The 23,572-nt window shown below is 37.4% G+C and carries 20 protein-coding genes and 2 other annotated features; of the genes, 6 read left to right on the top strand and 14 right to left on the bottom strand.

Annotation, left to right across the window (positions count from 1 at the left end):
• Positions 1–4: 4 nt before the first annotated feature.
• The gene (locus MKZ30_RS01500) at positions 5–1,777 is read right to left on the bottom strand and encodes a PTS mannitol transporter subunit IIBC (RefSeq protein ID WP_033601157.1); all 1,773 of its coding nucleotides are present in this window, start codon (positions 1,775–1,777) and stop codon (positions 5–7) included.
• A 245-nt stretch (positions 1,778–2,022) separates the two neighbouring features.
• On the opposite strand from MKZ30_RS01500, the gene MKZ30_RS01495 reads away from it, so the two are divergent.
• Positions 2,023–2,118, top strand: coding sequence for a type I toxin-antitoxin system Fst family toxin (locus MKZ30_RS01495; protein WP_015543884.1), 96 nt, complete (start codon positions 2,023–2,025; stop codon positions 2,116–2,118).
• Between the two features lie 269 nt (positions 2,119–2,387).
• On the opposite strand, the gene MKZ30_RS01490 is transcribed toward MKZ30_RS01495, so the two are convergent.
• From MKZ30_RS01490 to MKZ30_RS01480, 3 genes are read right to left on the bottom strand one after another with little or no spacing between them, the layout of a single operon-like run.
• Positions 2,388–2,822 (bottom strand): PTS mannitol transporter subunit IIA, encoded by a 435-nt coding sequence (locus MKZ30_RS01490; protein ID WP_002355276.1) that lies wholly within the window; start codon positions 2,820–2,822, stop codon positions 2,388–2,390.
• Between the two features lie 10 nt (positions 2,823–2,832).
• Entirely contained in the window at positions 2,833–4,866 is a 2,034-nt protein-coding gene (locus tag MKZ30_RS01485; protein ID WP_033601156.1) for a BglG family transcription antiterminator, read from the bottom strand.
• Positions 4,857–6,605 (bottom strand): PTS transporter subunit EIIC, encoded by a 1,749-nt coding sequence (locus MKZ30_RS01480; RefSeq protein WP_033601155.1) that lies wholly within the window; start codon positions 6,603–6,605, stop codon positions 4,857–4,859. The genes MKZ30_RS01485 and MKZ30_RS01480 overlap by 10 nt, the downstream gene beginning before the upstream one ends.
• A gap of 183 nt (positions 6,606–6,788) precedes the next feature.
• On the opposite strand from MKZ30_RS01480, the gene MKZ30_RS01475 reads away from it, so the two are divergent.
• Positions 6,789–7,622: a Cof-type HAD-IIB family hydrolase gene (locus MKZ30_RS01475; RefSeq protein ID WP_002383674.1), complete on the top strand. Its 834-nt coding sequence runs from the start codon at positions 6,789–6,791 to the stop codon at positions 7,620–7,622.
• 42 nt (positions 7,623–7,664) lie between these two features.
• Here the strand turns inward: MKZ30_RS01475 and MKZ30_RS01470 are convergent, their stop codons facing one another.
• The 6 genes from MKZ30_RS01470 to MKZ30_RS01445 form a co-directional block, all read right to left on the bottom strand.
• Complete coding sequence (locus MKZ30_RS01470) at positions 7,665–8,300, bottom strand: nitroreductase family protein (RefSeq protein ID WP_002358386.1); 636 nt, start codon at positions 8,298–8,300, stop codon at positions 7,665–7,667.
• Between the two features lie 4 nt (positions 8,301–8,304).
• On the bottom strand, positions 8,305–8,739 hold the full coding sequence (locus MKZ30_RS01465) for a MarR family winged helix-turn-helix transcriptional regulator (protein ID WP_002362972.1): 435 nt from the start codon (positions 8,737–8,739) through the stop codon (positions 8,305–8,307).
• 151 nt (positions 8,740–8,890) lie between these two features.
• Complete coding sequence (gene nhaC / locus MKZ30_RS01460; RefSeq protein ID WP_161633703.1) at positions 8,891–10,336, bottom strand: Na+/H+ antiporter NhaC; 1,446 nt, start codon at positions 10,334–10,336, stop codon at positions 8,891–8,893.
• An 89-nt stretch (positions 10,337–10,425) separates the two neighbouring features.
• Positions 10,426–10,601 (bottom strand) — a binding site (T-box leader).
• 136 nt (positions 10,602–10,737) lie between these two features.
• A complete protein-coding gene (pcp, locus tag MKZ30_RS01455) occupies positions 10,738–11,379 on the bottom strand; it encodes a pyroglutamyl-peptidase I (RefSeq protein ID WP_002355269.1) in 642 nt (213 codons plus the stop codon).
• A 15-nt stretch (positions 11,380–11,394) separates the two neighbouring features.
• Positions 11,395–12,339, bottom strand: coding sequence for a DUF979 domain-containing protein (locus MKZ30_RS01450; protein ID WP_002355267.1), 945 nt, complete (start codon positions 12,337–12,339; stop codon positions 11,395–11,397).
• Positions 12,336–13,022 carry a DUF969 domain-containing protein gene (locus MKZ30_RS01445; RefSeq protein WP_002355265.1) on the bottom strand — a complete coding sequence of 229 codons (687 nt, stop codon included), beginning with the start codon at positions 13,020–13,022 and terminating at the stop codon, positions 12,336–12,338. The genes MKZ30_RS01450 and MKZ30_RS01445 overlap by 4 nt, the downstream gene beginning before the upstream one ends.
• Before the next feature lie 192 nt (positions 13,023–13,214).
• On the opposite strand from MKZ30_RS01445, the gene MKZ30_RS01440 reads away from it, so the two are divergent.
• Complete coding sequence (locus tag MKZ30_RS01440) at positions 13,215–13,730, top strand: HdeD family acid-resistance protein (RefSeq protein ID WP_002381189.1); 516 nt, start codon at positions 13,215–13,217, stop codon at positions 13,728–13,730.
• Between the two features lie 15 nt (positions 13,731–13,745).
• Complete coding sequence (locus MKZ30_RS01435; RefSeq protein WP_002383671.1) at positions 13,746–14,930, top strand: AI-2E family transporter; 1,185 nt, start codon at positions 13,746–13,748, stop codon at positions 14,928–14,930.
• 186 nt (positions 14,931–15,116) lie between these two features.
• Here the strand turns inward: MKZ30_RS01435 and MKZ30_RS01430 are convergent, their stop codons facing one another.
• Positions 15,117–16,244, bottom strand: a complete 1,128-nt coding sequence (locus MKZ30_RS01430) for a 5-methyltetrahydropteroyltriglutamate--homocysteine S-methyltransferase (protein WP_002383670.1) — start codon at positions 16,242–16,244, stop codon at positions 15,117–15,119.
• 60 nt (positions 16,245–16,304) lie between these two features.
• Positions 16,305–16,534, bottom strand: a binding site (T-box leader).
• Positions 16,535–16,651: 117 nt separating this feature from the next.
• The gene (locus MKZ30_RS01425; protein WP_033601274.1) at positions 16,652–18,037 is read right to left on the bottom strand and encodes a PcsB-like coiled-coil domain-containing protein; all 1,386 of its coding nucleotides are present in this window, start codon (positions 18,035–18,037) and stop codon (positions 16,652–16,654) included.
• Between the two features lie 185 nt (positions 18,038–18,222).
• On the opposite strand from MKZ30_RS01425, the gene MKZ30_RS13340 reads away from it, so the two are divergent.
• Positions 18,223–18,402, top strand: a complete 180-nt coding sequence (locus tag MKZ30_RS13340; RefSeq protein WP_033601272.1) for a hypothetical protein — start codon at positions 18,223–18,225, stop codon at positions 18,400–18,402.
• A 61-nt stretch (positions 18,403–18,463) separates the two neighbouring features.
• Here MKZ30_RS13340 and MKZ30_RS01420 read toward each other — a convergent pair whose 3' ends face one another.
• Positions 18,464–20,599 (bottom strand): vWA domain-containing protein, encoded by a 2,136-nt coding sequence (locus MKZ30_RS01420; RefSeq protein ID WP_033601275.1) that lies wholly within the window; start codon positions 20,597–20,599, stop codon positions 18,464–18,466.
• A gap of 74 nt (positions 20,600–20,673) precedes the next feature.
• On the opposite strand from MKZ30_RS01420, the gene MKZ30_RS01415 reads away from it, so the two are divergent.
• The gene (locus MKZ30_RS01415; protein ID WP_033601270.1) at positions 20,674–22,185 is read left to right on the top strand and encodes a helix-turn-helix domain-containing protein; all 1,512 of its coding nucleotides are present in this window, start codon (positions 20,674–20,676) and stop codon (positions 22,183–22,185) included.
• Positions 22,186–22,324: 139 nt separating this feature from the next.
• Here the strand turns inward: MKZ30_RS01415 and MKZ30_RS01410 are convergent, their stop codons facing one another.
• Positions 22,325–23,548, bottom strand: coding sequence for an amidohydrolase family protein (locus MKZ30_RS01410; RefSeq protein WP_002383666.1), 1,224 nt, complete (start codon positions 23,546–23,548; stop codon positions 22,325–22,327).
• Positions 23,549–23,572 lie beyond the last annotated feature (24 nt).

The following is a 23,572-nucleotide window of genomic DNA, read 5'->3' as shown; positions in this document are numbered from 1 at the left end:
CTCTCTAGGCACTTTCTTTTAAGAGCGAAACCACTGTTTCATATTTTTGGGGATTAACCATACTTTTTACTGATAAGTGTGTCGCTTTCGGTGCTTTTTTACGGGCTTGTTCCGTTAGTTCAGCTTTTGTGACAATTAAAGCCTGTGTTTGTTGAGTTAATTCATTAATATTAATTTTTCGAATCGGCATTGAAATTTTCTCTTTATCTAAAATTTCTTCTAAGACTTTCATTCCCATCGTTGCTGACCCGACACGGTCATCGTGAACCAAAAGAATCTCATTGACATTTGCTAAATCTCCCTCAATTTCAGAAGCAGGTGTTGCTTTGAAGGCTGTTGGTTGTGCGTCGTTTTTTTCTTTGGTACCTGATAGTTCAGCCACAATTTCATCATAACGTGGTGAGTTCAAGAAATTTTCAACTGCTACAAAGGTTGCATTAGGTGCTTTCTGTTTAGCCCGTTCTTGCAATTCCGCTTGTGTGACAATCAATGTATTTCCCTCATCGGTCAAATTATTAATAGCCCGATTCGTCACAGTTTGTATTAAACCAGCCTCTTGGACCTTTTTCCGTAAGATAGACGCCCCCATTGCACTAGAGCCCATCCCAGCATCACAAGCAAAAATAATTTGTTGAATTCCTGACAATGAAGCACTACCATTTGCGACAGTTAATCCTTTTGATGCTGCTTTAGCCGCTTGGGTTTCTTTCACTTTTTGGGCAAATTCATCACTTTCTTCTTTCGCATCTGCTTTTAAAATGACTGCGGATACTGCAAAGGAAACAGCAGTTGCTGCCAAAACACCTAAAATAACTGGTAAGTAAGAACCCATTGGTGTCATCGCTAAAATAGCTATAATGGAGCCTGGTGAAGCGGGCGCACGTAAACCAGCATCTAACGTTTGGAAAACCAAACTACCTGTCGCACCACCTGCAATAACCGATAAGAATAATAACGGTTTCATCATTACATATGGGAAGTAAATTTCGTGGATACCACCAAGGAAATGAATAATTATTGCTCCCGGCGCAGAAGATTTTGCCGCACCTTTTCCAAAAAACATAAATGCTAATAAGACACCTAACCCAGGACCAGGGTTTGCTTCTAATAGGAAAAGAATTGATTTACCAGCCGATAAGACTTGTTCTGTCCCTAAGGGTGTTAAAATGCCATGATTAATCGCATTGTTTAAAAAGAGCACTTTTGCCGGTTCAATAAAAATACTCGTTAATGGAATCAAATGAGCATTTAAAATGATTTCCACACCACGTGCCATTGCAGCAGTCAGCGCATCGACAATTGGGCCAATCGCTGAAAAACCAAGTAAAGCTAACGCAAAACCAATTAATCCAGCTGAAAAATTGTTTACTAACATTTCAAAACCAGCTTTAATCCGATGTTGGAAATACTGATCAAATTTCTTAATTGTAAAGCCACCAAGTGGACCCATAATCATGGCACCTAGCATCATCGGAATATCGGTTCCCACAATCACGCCCATTGTCGCAATTGCTCCAACTACGGCACCGCGATCACCTGCAATTACTTTCCCACCAGTGTAGCCAATTAATAATGGAATTAAATAGGTCAACATTGGGCCAACCATCGTGGCAAAGGCTTTATTTGGCAGATATCCATCTGGGATAAATAGCGCTGTCAAAACGCCCCACGCAATCAACGCCCCGATATTGGGCATCACCATGCTAGATAAGGTACTGCCAAGTCTTTGGACTTTTGCTTTAATTGATACTTTATTTTTTTCTGGTACTTGTTCCATTTTTATTCCCCTTCTCTCAAGTAACTTTTCTTGTTGACTAAATTGTATCCGCTTTCCGAATCTGGAAAAAGTCGTACTTTGGCACAAACCATTGTGCCAAAAGTTGAAAGAAAAAAGCACGTGTTCTCTAGTTACGAAAACCAGAAAACACGTGATTATTTCATTTCTAATAATCCCAATAATAAATGAACAACTTTTTATGCTATACTCAAATTGGCGACTTGCCTCGAAAGGAGGTGCATCACATGTACGAGATTGTCACAAAAATTCTTGTGCCGATTTTTGTCGGGATTGTCCTGAAACTTGTAACCATTTGGTTGGAAAAACAGAACGAGGAATAAACAAGTTGCTTCCAACCGCTGCTGTCTAAACAGCAAAAAAAGACACCCTACCGCAATAGGGTGTCTTTTTAGTGCATCCATGCACGACTTTGTCACAAGTTACCTTAAATTTATCATAGGGCCTATTTTTTGTCAAGGAATCTTCTTATCCTTTTTGTTTAATCTCTTAAATAAAAATATTTTAATTTTTATTATAAAATTATTTCAATAATTATTGAGCATTTCAGAATGAATTGATTTTTTACTACCAATTTTTTCCAGATGTAACTTTAGGCTTGAGCCAGAATTTTTTGCGCTTCATCGATTGTTTGACAATCACTGAGCCGCTGAATGTTTTCGAGATCTGAACAGAAAAAAGCTAATTCTTGAAGCATGCTTAGTTGCCGTTGACTTTTTAGAGCAACGACAAATAACAAAGTAGCTATTTTTCGATCTGCTTCCGTACCAAAGTTGACCCCATCAGGCACTTGAATAAAGCAAATCCCTTCTTTTAAAACTTGTTCATCTTGTCCTTCCGCATGAGGCAATGCCACGAAGTTACCGATATACACGCTGACTTTTTGTTGGCGTTGATACATTGCTTTGACATAGTCAGGCGTGACCAACTGATTTTTTAGCAGTAATTCACCAGAAGCTGCAAGTGCTTCCTCCCAACTAGCATACGATTGATTCAACATTATTTGCTCCGCTGTAATTTCAAACATCTCTCAACACCTAGCCTTTCATTTCTTCAATTAATAATGACGAAAGCAACTGATAAACAATGGCTTCATTTCCTGAATGAAAAATTTCTGTATTTAAATCATTCATAATAATCGCACCACTGATTTTTCCTAAAATTTTCCCGATCGTTTCATCAATCGGCATCGGCGCTAGCATGAGTAACATACGTTGTAACTGCATCGGCTTTTTATCCATACCTTCAATCATAAGTGGCTGGGCCAGATTAAAAATACAAAAAACAGGCTGTGTCACTGCTGTACTTGAGGTATGGAATAAGGCCATTTCCGTCTGAGGAATCCCAATAGGCGCTTGCTCGTAACGTTTCATCAATTGCTGACAAACGATTGCACTATCGGTGATTAAATCTGCGGAAAGTTGCGCGAGGGCTTGTTGAACGGTTCCTGCCAAATCCGCTTGATTATTTAAATCTGCTATGAAAAATGTTTCTAATAGTTTACTAATTTCTTCCATGAAAGCGACCACTGTTTCGTAGCTTTCTTCGCCACCTGTTTTTTTCACAGGTGCTTTCCTAAGCGAGCGTTTTTCGTGACTAATCCGCTTAAACTCTTCTTTCAATTGGCGGATTTCATCGTCTAAAAGTAACGGTGAGATCAATTTATATTTGCCATTGTATCCTGGTAATAACGAAGTGGAAATCACTAAGTCATAGTTTTCCTCAACATTCACCTTACCTAAATCCGCAATCCGAAAAAAATGAATCTGGTTGATAAAAGGAAAGTAGCGCCGTAATCGCATTTCCAACATACTTGTCGAAGCCAAACCGCTAGGAGAAAAACCAGCAATATCAACTTCCATAATTTTGGGACTCCGTTCTAAAGAATTAGCAAAATGAAGTACCATGTAGGCAATTTCCTCTTCCGATAGATTCTTTTGCGGAAAAATTTGCGGCAACGCTTGGCGTAAAGCCGCAGCTATTTCTTGATATTGATTCATGATCCGTTCTAAAATGGGATTCGTTAAATCTTCTTCTTGTAAAACCGCCCGAGAAAAAACACCTGATAAATGCGTCAACAACATTTTATACAAATTGGTATCTTCGAAAAAATTAACTTCCGTTTCTTGACTTACTGCTTCAATCAGTTGTTTCACTGCATAAGCCAGCTGAGTGTCAAAATGTTCATCAAAAAAATCTTCATCAAAAGAATTAGAAAAATCACTTAATAAGCTAGCAAAAAAAACAATCTCACTGACAGCGTATAGTTGTTTCGTTTCAGCAGCGACTTTTGAAAAAAGTCGTTTAGAACAATTTAGAAAAGCCTTATTCATCTGCCCAGTATAGGTCTCATCAGCTAAATAAAAACCTGCAGTGACTCGATCCATCGCAATTGTTAACATTAAAATCAAATGTTGTAATTTGCGATCACTTAATGCTGGAAATAAAGTTTCTACTTCTGGCTGAACAATTTTTTGTGCAAATGCTAAATGTTCTGCATGAATAAACTGAAAGAAAAAATGGTCGCTTGTTGTTAATTCGGTAAAATGAAAAAATTGGTACTCATTAATTTCCATACTTAGAATATTCGCCATTAGAAGACGGCGATATTTTTCAGAACCAGTCACTTCATAGCCTTGATTCCGAGAAATCGTCAACGGAATCCGAGCAATCCGTGTTTCTAATTGTTTAATATCGGCATAAAAAGTCGTATTACTAATACAATACGTTTCCAGAAAATAATGCATAGAGACTGGCTCTTTTGTTTGAAGTAATGTCAATAAAATCGCATGTTGCCGCGCCAAAGTAGAAAGTTCCTGTGTCTCTTCTCCTAAAATAGCAGCCTGAATTTCCGTCATCGCTGCTTCATCTGCTTGAATCGAAAAGCGCCCACGAGCTACTTTTTCCAACGTCGCGCCCATCGATGCTAGCGAGGTTTCTAAATTTTCTAATTCACGATATACCGTCCGGCGGCTAACCTTTAACAAATTCATCATGCGGTTTACTGAAACGGGGGTAGGACTATTCACTAATTCCGTTAATAGAACAGTTTCTCTTGTCGTTAAAAACATCTATCAGCTCCTCCTTCCAGCCATTCTTGATACTCTTTCTTATTCAAAAAACTAGTAACTACGTATAAATTTTGTTGCGTTAGATCTAAATGATAGGCTTGCGCCAGTTCACGAGTCACTACGTAGGTTGTCTCCTTGGTAAAAAAGACTGTTTCCAGTGGCTCTTTAGATACTTCAATCGCGACTCCTTGTTTCGCCGCTTGTTGCCGCAATAATTCCATTCCCATTGTTTGCGATCCTCGAACATTCTCGGCATATAAAAAAACAAGCTTCTGTATTTGTTTTGTCGGGTTCGTTTCAGTAGACTCTGAACCAAGTGAAGATTGCTCTTGAGAAGAAGCAGTCAGTTTGGCTAAAACTTGCGGGTAATAGGATTTAATTTCTAAAAAATTTTGAACACTCACCATATCCTTTTCTGGGACGTACTTTTGTGCTAACTGTTTCAATTCTGCTTGAATCACCACTAATGTCTTAGGCTGCCACTTCATCTGATGAACGGACTGGTAAGTCACAGGCATCTCCAAGTTCACCGCTTTTAATTGTCGGCTTAGCAAACTAGCCCCCATGGCACTTGAGCCCATTCCTGCATCACAAACAAATAAAATTTGCTGATAGTTAGGTGTGACTGTTTCCACTTGGTCTTCCTCCTTCTCCTTCATCTTTATCATTGAAACTGGTTCAGTTCCTCGTTGACGTTTTAATAACAAGCTTGCTATTGCAAAAGAGCACAGAAAGCTAACAAAAATTCCACTAAAAACCGCCAGCCTTGCCTCAGTCGGGGCATTGGCTAAAATCGCAACCAATGAACCTGGCGAAGCAGGAGCGCTTAACCCCACATTAAATATTTGAAAAACAAGCGTACCACTCATTCCTCCAGCAATTACTGCTAAAAATAAGCGCGGATCCATCAAAACAAACGGAAAATAAATTTCATGAATACCCCCAATCAATTGAATCATGGTGGCGCCTCCTGCTGTTTTTCGTTGTCCTACAGGACCAAACAGCAGAAAAGCAACCAAAACGCCCACGCCTGGTCCAGGGTTTGTTTCCAATAAAAATAAAATGGATTGACCTGTTTGACTAGCACCTTCTAAACCTAGAGGCGTTAATAAGCCATGATTAATCGCATTATTAAAAAATAACACTTTTAAGGGTTCTAAGAAAACGTGAACCAATGGTAAAAGATTGGCTTCAATTAACCAAGAAGAAAATTGATACAGCCAAAAACTAGCGCTTTCAACAGTAGGAGCTACAACCAGAATACCAAAACAGCAAAGCAGTCCTCCCACAATTCCTGCTAAAAAGTTTTTAGTCAGCATCTCATAGCCTTCTTTAACTTTCGGTAAGAAAATTTGTTCAATTTTGGCGAAAGTATATCCTGCTAAAGGGCCAATAAACATAGCACCAAACAACTGTGGAACATCTGTGGAAACAATCACGCCCACTGTCGCAATAGCAGCAACGACGCCGCCACGTTGTTCCTCGAACATTTTTCCGCCTGTAAAACCAATTAAAATCGGTAAAACAACTCGAATCATTATCGTTTCGACTTCAGAAAGAGCTAGCCGTAGATTCCCAGTCGTATAGCCAGCCACCAAAGACAATAAGCTCCACGCAATAAAAATACTCAAATTTGGCATAATCATCCCACTCAAACGATGACCAAAACGACGTAAATAGGGAATTACTTTCACAAACTTATGTTTAAAAAAGAGCGAATGCATTTCTTTTTCCTTCATATTCCTTGTCCCTCGCTCTCTATGTAGATAATTAGAATACTTCTATTATATGAAATTTCACAAAAAAATAGTATAGATTTTTGTAAAATAATTCTTTTATACACCTCACAAGAGAATCCGTTTACATTAATAGAAAAAACTTTTATACTAAAAGAAAGAAACTCTTCGGATTGGAGGCCAATTATGGCAATCAAAGCAATTGTAATGGATATTGATGGTACCTTGTTAACTTCAGAAAAAAAGATTTCACCAAAAACGCGACAAGCACTAGTAGCTGCACAAAAGCAAGGCCTCTCACTGATTTTGGCTTCTGGCCGCCCGACTAACGGTATGCGACCCTTAGCAGATGAATTGGAGATGGCTCATTATAACGGACACCTACTTTCCTATAACGGCGCTTGTGTCACCCATCATGGCAGTCAGCAACAACTATTTAACCAGACAATTTCAAAATCATTGAGTCAACAAATTTTAGAGCATTTGAAACAATTTGACGTAATTCCAATGATTAATGATGAAACATTTATGTATGTCAATGATGTTTTTCATCACACCTTACATTTAGAGACTGGTGATTTTAATATTATTGAATATGAATCACGGGGCGGCAACTTTCAATTATGTGAGTGGCATGATTTAGCCGCCAGACTAAACTTTCCCTTGAACAAAATTTTAATTGCTGGTGAACCCGCCTATTTACAAAAATATCATGAGGCCATCTACGCGCCTTTCAAAGAAACCGTCACCGCTGCTTTTTCCGCTCCTTTCTATTTTGAATTTACCGCAAAAAATATTGATAAAGCGCGTTCTTTAGAAAAACTAACCCTACAGTTAGGTATAGCTGCTGAAGAAGTAATTGCTTTTGGTGATGGGCACAACGATTATACAATGTTGGAATGGGCCGGCACGGGGATTGCTATGGAAAACGCCGTTGAAGAGCTTAAAAGCATCGCAACGGAAGTCACTTTATCCAACGACAATGACGGCATCGCTGTTGCATTAGCCAACTTTCTTTAAGATCGTTGGTTGATACAAGCGTACGCCGTCATTTTTTATTGCCTATTCAAATGTCGTGATTTTTTCTGGTGCTAAACGAACAGATTCATAGCCAGTTTCCATGCCCTTACCCACAGATAAAATCATTACTGGGACATAGCGCTCTTGATCTAAACCAAATGTTTCGGCTAATTTTTCCGCTTCAAAACCACCGATTGGATTTGTTTCATATCCGTGAGCTCGTGCCACTAACATAAATTGCATAGCTGCTAAACTCGCATCAATTTTTACGATGTCATTCATTTGTTCTCTGCTTAAACTTTCATAATGGGGAATAATTGCTGCTAATTGTTGGTCCCGCACTTCCTTAGGCATTTTACCACTAGCATAAGCTTGATTGTAAATTTCCTCTCCTCGCTCATGGCAGTTTAGATCACCAAAAATTAAGAGCATTGCAGAAGATGTTTCATTTTGACGCGTATTAAAGCGAATTAAGGGTTTTAATTTTTCTTTGCCTGCTTCACTTTCTACTACGACAAAACGCCATGGCTGCATGTTAACAGAAGAAGGGGCGGTGGTCGCTTCTTGAATCATTGTTAACATTTCTTCATGAGAAATTTTATGGGTTTCATCGTACACCCGAACCGATTTGCGGCCAAAAACAATCTCTGAAAAATCATTCGTTGTATATGTTGTCATTCTATCATACCTCTTTCGTTGTAATGCTTTGATCTAGTTTTGTCAAAAGTTCTTTTAATTGGCGACAGTCGTCCTTTGTAAATGTACTGGGAATAATTTCTGTTACCGTTTGTTGCTTGGCTGTACATTGCTGCAGTTCTTGTTGTGCTTTTTCTGTTAAATGCACTAGCACTTCCCGATTATTTTCTGGATTTCGCTGTCGTGTCACATACTGTTTCTCTTCTAAAATTTTCAAATGGCGAGTGACCGCACCACTATCGATTTTTAAGTGTTCTTGAATCTCTGTTTGAAGACACGGCTGACGTTCTTTTAAAATCATCAGCAACTCATAACGAGTCAAACTCAAGCCAACTTGCTCTTCAAAAACTTTGGTAATTTTTTGATCTAATACCTTTAACTGACATAATAATTGGCTGACTTCCCGTAATGATAACGACATAGTTTCCTCCTTAAAAAGATGACTCGTCAACAATTGACTAGTCAACTATAACTGTTTCTTTCTAAAAATGCAACCTTTTTTACAAGAAAAATAGAACAATTGACAGAGAGAAACTACAGTATTCCCCATCAACTGTTCTATTTTAATCAATCTATTTTTCGGTAACAGGTTCTGCTGATAACCGCTTAATCCCTAAACCAGTAAATGCACTGACCATTGAGAAGACAGGCGATAATAAGCTAAAGAAAACAAATGGTAAGTAAGTCAACGTTGGTACGCCAAAGGTCCCCGCTACGAAGCTACCTGCAATCCCCCAAGGAATGAGGTAGTTAATAACCGTCCCACCATCCTCCAAGGTTCTGCCTAAAACAGTCGGATCCAAGCCTTCTTTTTTGTAAACTTCTTTAAAGGCATTCCCTGTTAAAATAACCGATAGGAATTGTTCACCAATAAAAATATTTACGCCAATTCCTGTTAATAACGTTGATAAAATCAATTTCGGTGTACTGCTCATTTTCTGCGAAACAACTTCCATGACCGCAGAAATCAATCCTAATTCCATTAATAAGCCACCTAGAGACAACGTTAGAATAATAAGTGCCACAGTCGGCATCATACTCATAATTCCGCCACGACTTAGTAATTGATCAATTTGTGCGTTCCCCGTTTGAGAAACAAACCCATTTTCCAACGTGTTTCCTAATGCCTGCAACGATACTTTCGGATTTTGAATAATAATCATAATTACTGCCACAATAATGTTTAACAAAATCGTGATAATCGCTGGAATTTTGCGCCAGGCACAGATTAACATTAAGGCTAATGGTAACAATGACCAAATGGAAATGGTAAAGTGGTCTTCCAATACTTGAATAACTTGAACTACTTCTGTCAGACTTGTATTCGCGTACGTTTGCCCTAAAATCATAAACAAGATTAAAGAGACGATAAATGCTGGTACAGTCGACCACATCAAGTTTTTTATATGTTTAAACAAATCCGCTTCAACAATCGCTGCGGCTAAGTTTGTTGATTCTGATAAAGGCGACATTTTATCACCAAAAACTGAACCAGAAACAATCGCCCCCACAACTAAAGCAGGATTTAACCCTAAGGTACTGCCAATACCGAAAAAGGCAATTCCAATTGTTGACATCACTGTAAAAGCACTACCTACTGCACTGCCGACAATCGCACAGACAATAAAAACTGACGGCACAAACCATTTAACACTAATCATTTTAAAACCAAAAACCATAATCGTTGGAATAATTCCTGCTTGAATCCAAACGGCAATCAATGCACCCACTAAAATGAAAATAAAAATTGGAATAATCCCTGGCTTCAAGCCATCAACAATCCCTTTATGCATTTGATCAAATGGTACTTTACGAAACATTGCGTAGCCTAAAATCAATGCAATCACAAACAAAATAGTAATATTTGGCGATATCTTTAAGCCAATTACTCCTGTTGCAATAGCTGCCACAATAATTAATAACACGATACTTGCTTCTCGAACACTCACGGTCTTCTTTTTCTGTTTTTTTTTCATTTCGTTACTCTCCTCTAATCTTTTTTCTGAATACTCTGACATTAAAGGATCTTATGATAACGAATAACCCCTCCACAACTCATTGAAAACGCCTCCTAAAGCTACATAAAAAGAGAGATTCATCCTTAAAGAATAAGGACGAATCTCTCCGCGGTACCACCTTAATTAGAAGCTTACTTGCTTCTCGCTTATGTATTATGTAATTGTTACTACTTATTAGTGTAATTCACAAATAGACTTGATCGATTCGCAGCAACCATCGACTTTCTGAACAAAACATCTATTTCCTACTGGGCTAATAATTTATGAATCTCAATATACCAAGAAGAAACCGACTTGTCAACGAAAATAGTATAAAAAATTTTTTCACACGCCAACAAAAATTACTTTTTCTTTTTGTAAAAATAGAAAAGCGCCTCCGTTCTCACGAAAGCGCCTGTTAATTAGTGGGTTGTGCCACCTTGTAGTTGAATATCTTCTTGCGTTTTTACCGCTGCTTCAATCATATAGAACAAAGAATCTGTGATTGCTTCTAATGACATAGAAGCAAACGTTGGTTTATCAATTGTTTGTTCTGGTAGGAACGGAACATGAATAAATCCGCCACGAATAGTTGGATATTTAGTGTTAATTAAGTGTAGTAAGTGATACATAATATCATTACATACAAAGGTTCCTGCTGTATAAGAAATCGCTGCAGGTAATTGATGGTCATGACAATTTTTTACCATCGCTTTAATCGGTAAATTTGTAAAATAGGCTGTTGCTCCATCTTCAACCAACGGCACATCGCTTGGTTGTTGACCTGCATTATCCGGGATACGCGCTTCCGCTAAATTAATCGCTACTTTTTCAACAGTGACTGTTTGACGGCCGCCTGCTTGTCCAACACAAATCACCATATCTGGTTGATGGGTTTCAATTGCTTCAGCCACTTTTTCACCACTAGTGCCAAAAACAGTTGGCACCTCCACTTTAATAATTTCAGCTCCTGCAATTTCAGCAGGTAATTTTTTGACTGCTTCAAAGGCAGGATTGATTGCTTCTCCTCCAAATGGATCAAAGCCAGTAACGACAACTTTCATTTCGATCATCCTTTCTTATTTGAATAGAATCATATAAACAATTTGGAAAATTAACATGAAAAGTGCAATCGGCAATTGATTTTTAATGACGCCGTACTTATCTTTCATTTCCAACATGGCTACAGGTACGATATTAAAGTTCGCAGCCATCGGTGTTAACAGTGTACCACAAAAACCACATGTTAAGGCAACCATCCCAACTAATGCGGGATCTGCACCTAAAGAAAAGACAAACGGCACACCAATTCCGACTGTCATCACGGTTATTGCTGCAAAGGCATTGCCCATGATAGCCGTAAAAATAACCATTCCCACAGCATAAATAATAATCCCTACATTGACATTTCCTGCTGGTACTACGGCACTAACTCCTTTTGAAATAATCTCACCAACACCAGCGCTAGTAAAAACAGCACCTAAACAAGCTAATAGCATTGGCAACGTACTAAGCGGACCGACTGTCTCTAACATTTCCGCCGCATCATCAAAAAATACTTTCGGCGTATTATTTTTAGAAAAGAACATCATGATGAAAATCGCTACAAAGACACCAACACCGACACCGACTAAAGCCCCTAAAGTAGTCAATGTGGCAAAAAGAATTGCAAAAACCCCGATACTTAGTGCGGGAATAAAAATCTTCATTCCTAATTTTTGAGACATTTTTTCCATGTATTCTTTCGAAGGTAAGCGACTTTCTCCTTTTGTCACTTTTTGAAGAATTGCCGGAATTGTCATCACAAAAATAAGTACGCCACAGGCAACTGGTGGAATAAACCGACCAAAACCGATTAAGATCCCTAAAATCCCCCAGAATAAACTAGTCCCATACGCATGTTGATTGGTTTTATCACGAAAACTACGAAAACTTGTATATAACAAGATAATACCCATAAAAATATAAAGGACTTCCAATAACTTTGCACTCAAATCAATACTTGGATCTGTGAAAAAACTCATTTCAGTCCCTCCTGTCCATAATATTTTTTACGTAATCTTTTTTCTTTTAAAGTAAAGTAAATACTTGCCGAAATTAAGGCAACTAAGGCGACTGGTACTTCCACTAAAGCCAATTTACCTAATGTCACTTCATAGCCTAAATCTTTCAATGTTGATTGAACAAGCAATGCCCCAGCCCCACCAACAAACAGAACTTGACCAAAGAACCAACAGATATTTTCCATGGCTGAAGCCATCCCTTTTAGTTCTTCTTCATACTCTGGCACCATTGGTAAATTTTTTGATTCAATTGTTCCTAACGCCATTGGCAAAATAATCGGACGCACAAAACCTGCTACCCCACCGAAACTTACGTTAAAAGCGGCGAAGATAATCCGAAAGACACCATAAATGTCAATAATCACACCAGCAGATACCTTTTTGAATCGTTTAATCAACGTAGCGGCTGACTCTTTCAAGCCATTTCTCTCTAACGTTCCTGTTGCTAACATAATAATAATAAAGATAGCCATGCCTCGATTATTCACAAAGGTTGTTCCTAGTGTTTCTAGCATTGATGTCAAACCAAGCCCGCCAGTAAAAGCCGTCACTATTAAAGCAACCATCACAATCAAGATAGCATCAAATTTCAATGCGAAGCCGACAATGACGATCAATACGCCTAATAAAGGTAATAAATCCATCAAATCTCTCCTTCTTAAAATAAAATTTCACTTTCCATTATATGCCAATTTTCGCTCATTTGTAAGACTTTTTTAATTTTTAATGTTATTTTTTCTAAAGACACAGTTTCCAACACTTTTTAGAGCTACCACTCGCACTTTTTTCTTTTTTCCGCTAGAATAAAAGAAACAATAACATTGAGGAGGATTTTTATGTTCCAAACTTTTAGAGAAAATTTTCGGCGCCATACCCTATTGCGCGACGCCGTCTTTATCGTTATCGGAAGTGCCATTGTCTTTAATCCCGGTGCTTTCTTCCAGTTCGTCGGTTATTTAATTGCTGGTTATTTGATGCTTTTAGGGTTAATTAATATTTATGATGACTACAAAATAAAAAAACAAACGGGTAGCTGGGGACTTGGTTTCGTAACAGGTTTAATCTTTGTCGTCTTAGCAGTAGCCTTTTTATTTTTTGCACCAGTGATCGTTTCGATTCTGCCGTTTTTATTAGGGATTAGCATTGTTATAAACGGCCTCGTTCAATTGACTTTTGCTTTAAATACTCGTCAAACAGGCGCGCTTATCTACAGTATTCTGGTTTTAATCGCTGGAGCTGTTTTAGTTTTCAACCCCTTCAAAAGTCTCTTAGTTTTGATGCAAGTCTTTGGATTTATCCTGATTTTCATGGGTGTCATTGAAATTATTGGTCATTTTAGAAATAAAGCTTAACGAAAGGAGCAACTTATGGATAAAGAAAGTACCAAGTGGATCCGCTTTTTAGGTGGGAAAAATTTACTTTACACATTAACTATCCTTTGTCTAATTGCTGTAACTATCTTTTTATTCAACACTGTTTCATTTATCTTTAAACCAATTTTTGTTATTTTTAGTGCCGTCTTAGGCCCGGTACTTTTTGGTATTATTCTATTTTATTTGCTTAATCCAATGGTGAAACGCCTTGAGAAAAAAATTCCCCGTGTTTGGGCGATTGCGATTCTCTATGTCTTAATTATTGCATTACTAGTGTTAGCTGGACTGCAACTTTTCCCAATTATCCAAGACCAAACGGAAGAATTAATCAAACAATTCCCAAGTTTTTGGAAAAGCACGCTCCAAGCAGTACAAGAATTTATGGCTAAAACACCTTTTGCAAAAGATTTAGAATCCGCTAATGAGTCGATTAATCAGCTCTGGGGCAAACTTGCAAACTCCTTTAAAGACTTTGCAGGGGATTACCTACAAACAGGCGCACAAGGTCTGGGAAGCGTCTTTTCTGCAGTCTCTTCTACTTTCCTAACCTTGTTTACAGGACCTATCATCGCCTTTTTCCTTTTAAAAGACAAAGAAAAGTTTTATCGCTTTGTAAAAGGCATCATTCCCCCAGCTTTTCGTCCTGATTTTGATGAATATAGCCAAATTGCCAACATTCAAATTGGCGATTATCTAAAAGGTCAAGTCATTGCTTCCTTGGTTTTAGGGATTATGTATTGGCCAGCTTTTCTATTAATTGGTTTACAATTTGGTAGCATTTTAGCTTTAGCTGCGGGTATTTTATGTATTATTCCTTATATCGGGCCATTTATTGCCTTTATTCCTGGATTGATTATTGCCTTTCAGGATTCCACATTTATGGTAGTAAAATTTGTTATCGTCTGGTTTGCCATCCAATTGATTCATGGAGATTTTGTTATTCCTCGTGTGATGGGCGATAAATTAAAAGTCCATCCGATTACTATTTTACTTGTCTTGTTAGTTATGGGTGAACTGTTTGGTTTAATGGGCGTTATTTTTGGGATTCCAATGTATTGCCTAGTTAAAGTGACAGTCATTTATTTATTCCGCAAATTCAAACAACGCTATAACCGCTTTTATGGTGACAATGGCGAGTATGAACACACGAATTTTACTAAAGATCAATATTTAAAATAATACAATGAAAAAGAGCGTGGGACAAAAATCACTTTGGATTTTTGTTCCACGCTCAAAAACTGATAAACGGCGGGAACAGAAGCAACTCCTTCGGAAATAAGCCGAAATTCTCCAAAAATTATAGAACAATTTTCGGAAATTCCTTCTTATTTCTCGGAGTTAAACACTTCTGTCCCGACCTCTTTTTTACCATACTTCTCTAGCAATTTCTTGAAGTAATTGAACTTTGCGCCATTGTTCTTCCTCCGTCAAACGATTTCCTTCTTCCGTCGAAGCAAAACCACATTGCGGACTAATACTTAAGTTTTCTAAAGGAACAAACTGTTGGGCTTCTTCAATTCGTGCTTTCACTTGTTCAGTCTCTTCTAATTCAGGAAACTTAGAAGTAACTAAACCTAAAACGACTTTGCTGCCATTATTTTGCCAATGTCTTAATGGTGAAAAGTCCCCTGCACGATCTGAGTCATATTCCAAGAAGAAACCATCATAATTCGTAGCAAATAATTCTTTTGCTATCGGTTCATAACCACCTGAAAATAACCAAGACGAAGCATGGTTCCCACGGCAAATGTGTGTGGTTACAGTTAAATCTTCTGGCTTGCCAGCTAAGGCTTCATTAATAATCGTGGTACACACTTGTGCAATTTCTTCTGGCTGTATTCCTTTCGCTCGTAATTCTTCTTGTTTTGTCTGATCCGCTAGAAACGCCCAATTTGTATCATCAAATTGCAAATAGCGGCAACCTTTCTCGTAAAAGGCCGCAATTGCATCTTTATATGTTTGTGCTAAATCCTTATAAAAAGCACCAATCTCTGGATAAATTGTTTGAATGCGCGAGGTGCCGTCGTTGGATAAAATTTCTTGACGTAAAATCATGGTTGGACTAGGGATCGTTGCTTTGGCTACCGTGCCATCACCAACTTCCACCACCTCTTTTAAAAATGAAAAGTCCTCTAAAAATGGATGTTGCGCAGGAAAAGATATTTTATCCACTACGCGGATATTATAGGCCGGAGCTGCTTTTCCATGAAAGGTTTGGTTATACCCCGTTTCTGGAATATAGCCTGTCACGCCATTTAATCCTTCTAAGAAATCAATATGCCAAAAACCGCGACGAAATTCACCATCTGTGATTCCCCGTAAGCCGCCAGCTTTTTGTTTTGCTACTAATGCTTTGATTTCTTCATCTTCAATAAGACGTAGCTCTGCTTGAGATAAAGCACCTGCTTGGACCTTTTTCCGTGCTTTCTTAATTGTTTCTGGACGTAAAAAACTTCCCACATGATCAACTGTAAAAGGAATCTGACTACTCATTTGCCTCACTCTTTCCTATTTTTATTTATAAAAAAACGCCCTTTTACTAGCCGTAACTAGTAAAAGGGCGATTATTATCGCGGTACCACCTTTTTTCGGAAAGATGACTCTTTCCCTTCAACTGACAATCATAATCAGCGGTCTTGTTAACGAAAGACATTACGTTTTTGCCTACGTTTCGACAAAAATTCCTCCTAGGCCATTTTTCGATACAGACATCTAACTTTTTTCACCAACCAAAGTCTCTCTACCAGCTGTCTTGCATTTACTTTCCTATTCAACGGAAATTATTAGATTATAATTAGAATACCACGTTTAGCAAATTTGTCAACGGAGACGGATGAAATAGTAACGAAAAAAGCAGCTTCTTTTCAGAAGCTGCTTACGTCTATTTTTATCATTGCTGATTAGGCAGAGTGTCCTACAATTGTGCTACCTGAGTAACCAAAACCGACACGTGTAATACCTGGGTTAATTTCCCAATCACGGTGACCGCTACCTGAAGCTGTTACCATGTTTGTTTCATTGTACCACGCCATGATTACTGAGTTACCTGGAGCCCACATAATTGCGATAACTTCATCTCCGCGAGACCAGTGATCATTTGGGATACCACCTGCTTCAACTTGTGCTGCACGAGCAGTTGCAGAAGCTGCTAAACCTGCATCCCATACTACTGGACGTAAACCTAATGATTGACGTAGAACGTTCAATGCATTGATTGTTGGATCAGCAGAAGGTGTTGGTGTTGGTGGTGTTGGTTTCTCCGGTTCTGGTGTAGGTTCTGGTGTAGGTGTTGGTGTAACTGTTCCACCACCAGTTTGGCCACCATTATTTCCATTATCACTTGGTGTTGTAGGTTGTACTGGTTGTTCTGATGAAGAAGAGCCAGTATTTTCTGTTGCACTATTATCTGTACTTGGTGTAGTTGTTTCAGTTGTTTGTTGCGTGCTTGATTCAGTTGCTGAGCTTGAGCTTGCTGGTGCTTGTGCTTCTGTTGTTGATGAAGAGGCAACTGGTGCTTCTGCTTTCACTTCAGCTTTAGCTGGTTTTGCAGCAGCTTGTTTGGCTTTTTCAGCTGCAGCTTTTTGTTCAGCAGCTAAACGTGCTTGCTCTGCTTCAGCAGCTGCTTTTTGTTTTTCTAAGCCAGCTTTAGAACTTTCAGCAGATGATTGTTCTAATGCTAATGAAGCTTTCATTACGTTTAATTCAGATTGTTTAGAAAGTAAATCTTGACGTTTTGTTTCTAATTCAGCTTCTGTTGCTTCAAGTTGTTTCATTTTTTTCTCGTTTTCAGCTTTTTTATCAACAACAGCTTGCTTGTCTTCTTTTTGTTGTTGCATTAAGTCGTTGTTGGCATTTACGATTGTTGAAACAGCTTGAACACGGCTGATTGCGTCTGCAACTGAGTCCGCATCTAAAACTGCATCTAGCATTGTTGTGCTTTGTCCATTAACTTGAACATCGCGTGCTTGATTTTTGATTGCTTCGTTACGTTTTTCAATACGTTGATTCAAGTTTGTAATTTCTTGTTGTAATTGTTCTGATTTTGCTTTTAGTGTTTGCTTTTGTTCACGTAAAGCCATGCTTTCATCAAATACTGAAGATACTTCTGCTTCTAAAGAAGATACTTGTGAAGCTAAATCCCCTTGTTTTGCTTTTAATGATGAAATTTCTTGATTTTTTTCTTCAATTTTTTTATCAACATTGTCCGCCAAAGCGATGCTTGGGGTAGCAATTGCTGATAGCGTTAATGAACATAGTAATACTGATGCAAATAGACGTTTCTTCACTTGTCATTCCTCCGAATTAATTTCTAAAGTTTATTTAAAATATCTTAATCTTTTCTTACGACAAAAACATTCTACCACACCCATATTTCAATTAAGCAATAGAAATGTTACAAAAACATTTCAGATCATTCCTTCTTTCTTCATAATAGGTAAACTTACCTTTTGTAAGGTTTTTGCACCTTGTCATGACTGGTTTTCACGTGTTTTCAATTGTTAAACAATTCTTCGATTTTTTTTCATATTTTTTCTTTTTTTATTCAAATTTTGCTTCTTTTTTGTCGATATATGCTTTTTTTCGTAAAATTAATCATTTTTCCTTCTTTTTATCAAACCTTTTTGTTACAAAATTCGTTATATTTTGGTAATGAATCAAGAAAAAGGCCGCTTCGTTGAGCCGCCTTTTATTGCTTTATTTAAAGAATTATTTTAGTTTCTCTGCTTAAGTAAATAGAATCCAGATAAACCTACCAATAAACCACCTAATAGTAAGAATACTCTTTGAAATTTCTGGGTTTCGTTTGTTTTTGGTAAATGTGTGTCATTGGGTGTAGCCTTCGTTATTTTTTTTGCTGTTGTGTTCGTCTCTGCTAAGAAATTATTATCCTTGAGTTCTGAGGTTGCTGTGGTAGTTTCTACAACAATTGGTTTTTCAGCACTCGAATTTGTCGTAGCAGTCTCAGAACTTAAAGACTCATTCGTACTTGTATCTGTTGTGCTGGAAACAACTTCTTTACGACGATTGGTAAGGATAAATTCATCCTTTGTCTTTGTCATTATACTGTCAAATTCAGATGGCACGTTCACTTCTTCTATCTGATATATAAAGTCTTCACCTCTGTTATTAAACTTTGGTAATACTACTTCTGCGCCATTAACCGTTACTTGATTAATCAGCTTTTGATAGCCTTCTTTTTTGGTTAGTTGCATGACTTCTGAAGTAGACCAAGCAGCTTCTTCTGTTGTCGCTTTTCGAGTTACTTGATATTGAATTGCTTCTGGAATTTCTTTTTCTGCAATATTTTCCCAGTTTTTAATCAATTTTAATTGTACAGTAGGTGCTTTAATTGCTGGAATCGGAAAATCAACTGCTTCTTCTTCTGGAGTTGGCTGTAACGTAGTACGATCATTACATAAAAACCATGTATCTCCTTTAAAATCATTTGTTTCTGTGTTCAATCTAATCTGATAAGTTAATGTTAAACGTTCGTTCTTTCCTAATGAAATAGTAGAAATATGGAGCACTTGATTTTCTTCTGTAACTACGACATCAGTCAATAAGTCACTAGCCTCTAACCATTCACCCGTTGGTATTTTTCGCCAACCTTTTAGTTGGTAGTTATCTTCTGTGAAATTCCCAGCACCTTGTAAAAGAATATTTTCTCCCATCGGATCGATAATGAGCCCCTCATGGATAGTATTATTGATACTCCCAGCTAATTCTTTCAGCGCAGTGCCCAAGCCAGATAAATTTTCATCAATAATCAAATAATTTTTAGGATCAGAAGCTATATTCCTACTAATATACTCTCCTCTTAACGAAGGATTAGCTGCAATTGAATAATAAGTATCTCCTGATTTTTTTAGAGAAACAATGGTTCCTAACGTATTATCTGTCACTGTTGTACTGTTTGTTTGGATAGCGTTAGCATCAGTAGAAGCACTGTTACTTGTATAGTACTGATTGGATTCTGTTTGAAACTCTTCCATGTAGGACGATGTATGGTAACCGTTGTAATCGATAATTTCACCATTATTGGGATAGATTTGAGCATTTTCTCTAGGTAAAAAACTAGCATTTGCACTCCCATCACCAATATGAACCAACATCTTTTTTGCATTTGGACGACTTTTTTCAGCCAATAAACGTTGCCCTTCTAGCAAGCCTTTTTGCATAAATGTACCTGAATGTGGTTCGGCTGTATTTCTTAAAAAGTCTTCTAAGTCATTCATGTCTGTAGAAAAATCCGCGGTGGAGTAAGTTAGTCGATTATAGGCAACAATACCAATTCGAACATGACCATCTGTTAATGAATCTGAAAGTTCTTCGCCGAATTGTTGCAAGCCTTTCAAAGCGTTGTTTAATTTTTCACCTTTCATTGATGAAGAATAGTCAATCACTAACACTAGATCAATGGGGCTTTCTGTTTGATTTCCTTTTACATCTAAAGTCACATTAAAAAGCCCTTGCTGGCCTGTTACAGCCACCACGCTTTTCTTCAAATAAGCTTCATCTCCATAATTCACATATTTTTCTTCGTCAAATGTCGCTTCAGGGGCATGACCATAATCATAATTGTATGTATCTCCCTCACTAATTCCGTTCGTTAAATAATGACCTTGTTCGTCATTTTTATAGTTAAAATTGTATGTTTCTGCGGAAACGTCTATACTAAAAATAATCATTAGGAAAAAGAACATAAATAAAAATAAGGTTGTTTTTTTCAATTTTTTTAACTCCTTTGTGGTAAGTAATTTCTCATTCAAATGAAATTTGAGCGATATATGTAACTTACTACAGAAATAACTTTTAAGGAGACAAAAAAATGTACTTGCTAAGTACATTTTTTTAAACAATCGAATAAAAAACAAGTTATACTTATTTTAACAAAAAGAATCGAACCAATTGGAGAAGAATAATGGAAATATTAGACACTTTTTTCGGCTCAGAAGTTAAAAAGGAATTGGATTTACTGCGTTTGTTGTACCATAAAAAAAACTTTATTCGTATTGAAACACTTAGTCAATTGTTACAAATGGATCGACGTTCAATTAATAAATACTACGAATCCTTAATTAGTAAACCTTATGTATTGGCTAATAATTGTTCACATATTTTCTCTGCCGAGCGAGGTAAAGGCTATTGTTTCATGGGATCAAAAAAAGAATATAAAATTTTGACGAAGCAAATTTTGCAAAGTAGTCCGTATTTTACATTGCTCGAAAAACTATTCTTTGAAAGCAATGTTCATTTAACAAAATTTAGTATGGACCAATTCTTATCCGAATCAACTGTTCGGCATAAGGTTGCTGAGTTAGATACCATTTTAAAAACCTTTGATTTTTCGATCCAGAGAACCAAAGGCGAGATTCGTTTAGTTGGTGCTGAACCACGCATTCGTTTTTTCATGATTGCTTTCTATTGGCGCGTTTTTTCTGGTCTCGATTGGCCATTTGCTGACGTCTCGCAAACAAAATGTGAAACCCTTGCGAAAGAGCTGATTGCTTTAGGCTATTTCCCAGCCAATCAATTGAATATGAAACTTATTTGTTATATTTTAGCGGTAAATATTATTCGTTATCGAAAGGGATTCCAGATAAATTTCCTGCTTTCTGAATCTATTTCTTCTTTATCTGATGAAGATCAAGAAGTACTGCTTCAATTTGTTGATACTCATCATCTACTAAAAGAACATTTAGAAAATCAATTAACGAACGCCTTTCTGTTACCCAAGAGTGAAAGCCAGCTGATTTTTTTATTTCTATTAACAAATACAACAGTACAACTCTCGAACAAACATTTTATAGATTTAATCGAACCTAACCAACCATTTTCAGAGACGAATTCTTTTATTAAAAAGATTCTTCACTCCCTTGAAACAGAAAACCCTCATGCCTTTGAAACGACAAAAAACAGGGGCTTATTCACAAAACAATTAGTGGCTGGTCTTCTTTTCGTAGAGTTATTTGAACAAATGGATTTTACACTTACTGGCTACAATATTAAGAAGTATTTATTACAAAATTTTGCTCATTTATTTGAGCATGCACAAAAGATAGTCGCCAAGCAAGACATCTATGTTTCGAACCCAGCTAAACAAACTGGCTTAGGCCTTCAATTATCGATGGCCTACACGTTAATTACTGCTCCAACAGCTTTCAATCAAACAATTCACATAAAAATAGAAACAGACTTACCTACACCGATTGAAGCGATTATCATTCAACGAATTCGTGAAACGTTTGCAAGTTTCTATCACCTTGCAATTAATCAATTGTCTGAAGAAGATAGGTACGACCTTTATTTAAGCACTACGCCTTTGCTCCAAGTAAAACAAGCTGCACCATTTTTATTAATTAATGCGCAAGTTTCTTTACCTGACTTACTAGCGATTCAAGAACAATTAGATCGGTTGGTAGCAAAGAAATGATTTAATTCTGTTATAAATAGAACTCGAGGAACAAAAAAATAACTAAAACAGGATCAATCAAACACATCTTCACCTTTATCAAAAAAAGCTCAAAAAGTTAGTTGCGCAAACTAACCTTTTGAGCTTTTTGATTTTTTTCTTAACGAATGATTTCGACTTTTTTGTCTGTCTTGACTGTAACACGGCCGTTTTTAATAACATATAACCGTTCTGGAATATCAATAATCGCATGTTCAACCACTTTTGTGTCTAATAAGACTAAATCTGCTTTATTCCCAACTGCGACACCGTATCCTTCTAGTCCCATCGCACGAGCAGGACTTGTTGTTACCATTGGTAGCACTGTTTTTAAGTCATCCGCTCCACCTAGGTGCCCAACAGGAATGGCTAGCATCGCTGTTTGAACAATATCCCCTGTGCCATATGGTGTAAAAGCATTGCGAATATTATTTGTAGCAATACAGATATTCACGCCACCATCGCGTAATTTACGGATTGGCGTAACCGCACGTCGAACATTGTACTGATCACCGCGAGCTCCTAAATGTAAATCCGTTGCTGGTAAAGCCATCACGCTAATATTTGCTTCCGCCATTTTTGCAATAATAGGCGCCAATTCTGCTTCAGGTAAGGCGTGCAATGCCGTTAAGTGGCCCACTGAAACACGGCCTTGGTAGCCTTCAGCGATAGTTTTTTCACATAAATATTCAATACTCATATCATCAGCTTCATCGGCAAAATCTTGATGTAAATCTACATCTTTATCATATTTTTTAGCAATTTCAAACACTAAATCAATATGTTCTTTCGCTGGTGCATCATTATAAGGAATACCGCCGACAACGTCTGCGCCCATATCCATTGCTTCATACATCATTTGTTCTGTTCCAGGGGCTTTAAAAATTCCTTCTTGCGGAAACGCAACTACTTGCATGTCAATTAACTCTTTATATTCTTCTTTCAAACGCATAATTGTTTTGAAGCCAGTAAAACCTTGCGCTGGGTCAAATTCTGCATGCGTTCTTAACGCCGTGGTTCCATGAACGATTAACATTTCTAAGGCACGCTTAGCACGGTCATAAATGTCTTCTTCGGTAAATGTTGGTTTTAATTCCGCGGTTACTTCAATCGCTTCTTTCAACGTACCTGATTTATTTGGTTTACGATCAGCGATTAATGCCTTGTCCAAATGTAAATGGCTTTCTACAAAACCTGGGATTAAAACACGACCATCTGCTTCGATGACTTCTTTGGCATCGCCAGTAATAACTGGGGCGATTTCAATGATTTTTCCTTCTTTAATAGCTACATCTTGTAATGCTTCACCGTCTTGAAGACGAACTTGTTTAATTAATAAATCCATGTTTTCCACTCCCTAAATTGTTTT

Source organism: Enterococcus sp. LX10, from assembly GCF_023539285.1.
In the GTDB taxonomy this organism is placed as follows: domain Bacteria; phylum Bacillota; class Bacilli; order Lactobacillales; family Enterococcaceae; genus Enterococcus; species Enterococcus faecalis.
The sequence above is the reverse complement of the archived record's forward strand: the minus strand, read 5'-3'. Positions and strand labels throughout refer to the sequence as shown.

Bases quoted from the DNA above. Each gene is read 5' to 3' on its own strand.
- MKZ30_RS01415 (WP_033601270.1), top strand. From the start codon at position 20,674: ATGGAAATATTAGACACTTTTTTCGGCTCAGAAGTTAAAAAGGAATTG.
- MKZ30_RS01470 (WP_002358386.1), bottom strand. From the start codon at position 8,300: ATGACAACATATACAACGAATGATTTTTCAGAGATTGTTTTTGGCCGC.
- MKZ30_RS01430 (WP_002383670.1), bottom strand. From the start codon at position 16,244: ATGAGTAGTCAGATTCCTTTTACAGTTGATCATGTGGGAAGTTTTTTA.
- MKZ30_RS01490 (WP_002355276.1), bottom strand. From the start codon at position 2,822: ATGTTTGAAATTACAGCGGAGCAAATAATGTTGAATCAATCGTATGCT.
- MKZ30_RS01435 (WP_002383671.1), top strand. From the start codon at position 13,746: ATGGATAAAGAAAGTACCAAGTGGATCCGCTTTTTAGGTGGGAAAAAT.
- nhaC (WP_161633703.1), bottom strand. From the start codon at position 10,336: ATGTCAGAGTATTCAGAAAAAAGATTAGAGGAGAGTAACGAAATGAAA.
- MKZ30_RS13340 (WP_033601272.1), top strand. From the start codon at position 18,223: ATGACTGGTTTTCACGTGTTTTCAATTGTTAAACAATTCTTCGATTTT.
- MKZ30_RS01440 (WP_002381189.1), top strand. From the start codon at position 13,215: ATGTTCCAAACTTTTAGAGAAAATTTTCGGCGCCATACCCTATTGCGC.
- MKZ30_RS01410 (WP_002383666.1), bottom strand. From the start codon at position 23,548: ATGGATTTATTAATTAAACAAGTTCGTCTTCAAGACGGTGAAGCATTA.
- MKZ30_RS01465 (WP_002362972.1), bottom strand. From the start codon at position 8,739: ATGTCGTTATCATTACGGGAAGTCAGCCAATTATTATGTCAGTTAAAG.
- MKZ30_RS01495 (WP_015543884.1), top strand. From the start codon at position 2,023: ATGTACGAGATTGTCACAAAAATTCTTGTGCCGATTTTTGTCGGGATT.
- MKZ30_RS01480 (WP_033601155.1), bottom strand. From the start codon at position 6,605: ATGAAGGAAAAAGAAATGCATTCGCTCTTTTTTAAACATAAGTTTGTG.
- MKZ30_RS01450 (WP_002355267.1), bottom strand. From the start codon at position 12,339: ATGAGTTTTTTCACAGATCCAAGTATTGATTTGAGTGCAAAGTTATTG.
- pcp (WP_002355269.1), bottom strand. From the start codon at position 11,379: ATGAAAGTTGTCGTTACTGGCTTTGATCCATTTGGAGGAGAAGCAATC.
- MKZ30_RS01475 (WP_002383674.1), top strand. From the start codon at position 6,789: ATGGCAATCAAAGCAATTGTAATGGATATTGATGGTACCTTGTTAACT.
- MKZ30_RS01420 (WP_033601275.1), bottom strand. From the start codon at position 20,599: ATGTACTTAGCAAGTACATTTTTTTGTCTCCTTAAAAGTTATTTCTGT.
- MKZ30_RS01500 (WP_033601157.1), bottom strand. From the start codon at position 1,777: ATGGAACAAGTACCAGAAAAAAATAAAGTATCAATTAAAGCAAAAGTC.
- MKZ30_RS01445 (WP_002355265.1), bottom strand. From the start codon at position 13,022: ATGGATTTATTACCTTTATTAGGCGTATTGATCGTCATTGTCGGCTTC.
- MKZ30_RS01485 (WP_033601156.1), bottom strand. From the start codon at position 4,866: ATGTTTTTAACGACAAGAGAAACTGTTCTATTAACGGAATTAGTGAAT.